This is a genomic window from Mesorhizobium sp. WSM4935 (assembly GCF_029625735.1).
Classification (GTDB): Bacteria; Pseudomonadota; Alphaproteobacteria; order Rhizobiales; family Rhizobiaceae; genus Mesorhizobium.
This window is the reverse complement of sequence record NZ_JARTVR010000070.1, coordinates 1-257: the sequence shown is the minus strand read 5'-3', so window position 1 is coordinate 257 and position 257 is coordinate 1. Positions and strand designations below refer to the sequence as shown.

Annotated in this window: 1 protein-coding gene; it reads right to left on the bottom strand. The window is 67.7% G+C overall.

The genetic code is table 11. The features are described 5' to 3' along the window. Nucleotides 1–257: hypothetical protein (locus tag P9273_RS32145; RefSeq protein WP_278052594.1), on the bottom strand; the 257-nt coding region annotated here is incomplete at both ends.

Genomic DNA, 257 nt, shown 5'->3' with positions numbered 1-257 from the left:
GGAACGTCTCGGTGATGCCGTCCTCCGGCACGACCCCGTACGGGGCCTGCGGCACGCCCTCCTCGCGCAGCATCCCGAGCACTGCCTGCTCGATCATGCGCGGCACCCCCGGCGACAGCGGCTCCGACTCGAACACCAACACGTAGCCACGTGAGAGGTGGAGTCGCACGCGCCTCGAACCGAATGCGATTCCCACCTTCGCCCACTCGCCGTGCTGGACGAGATAGACACGGTCGAAGGCGACGAAGCCGTGACAC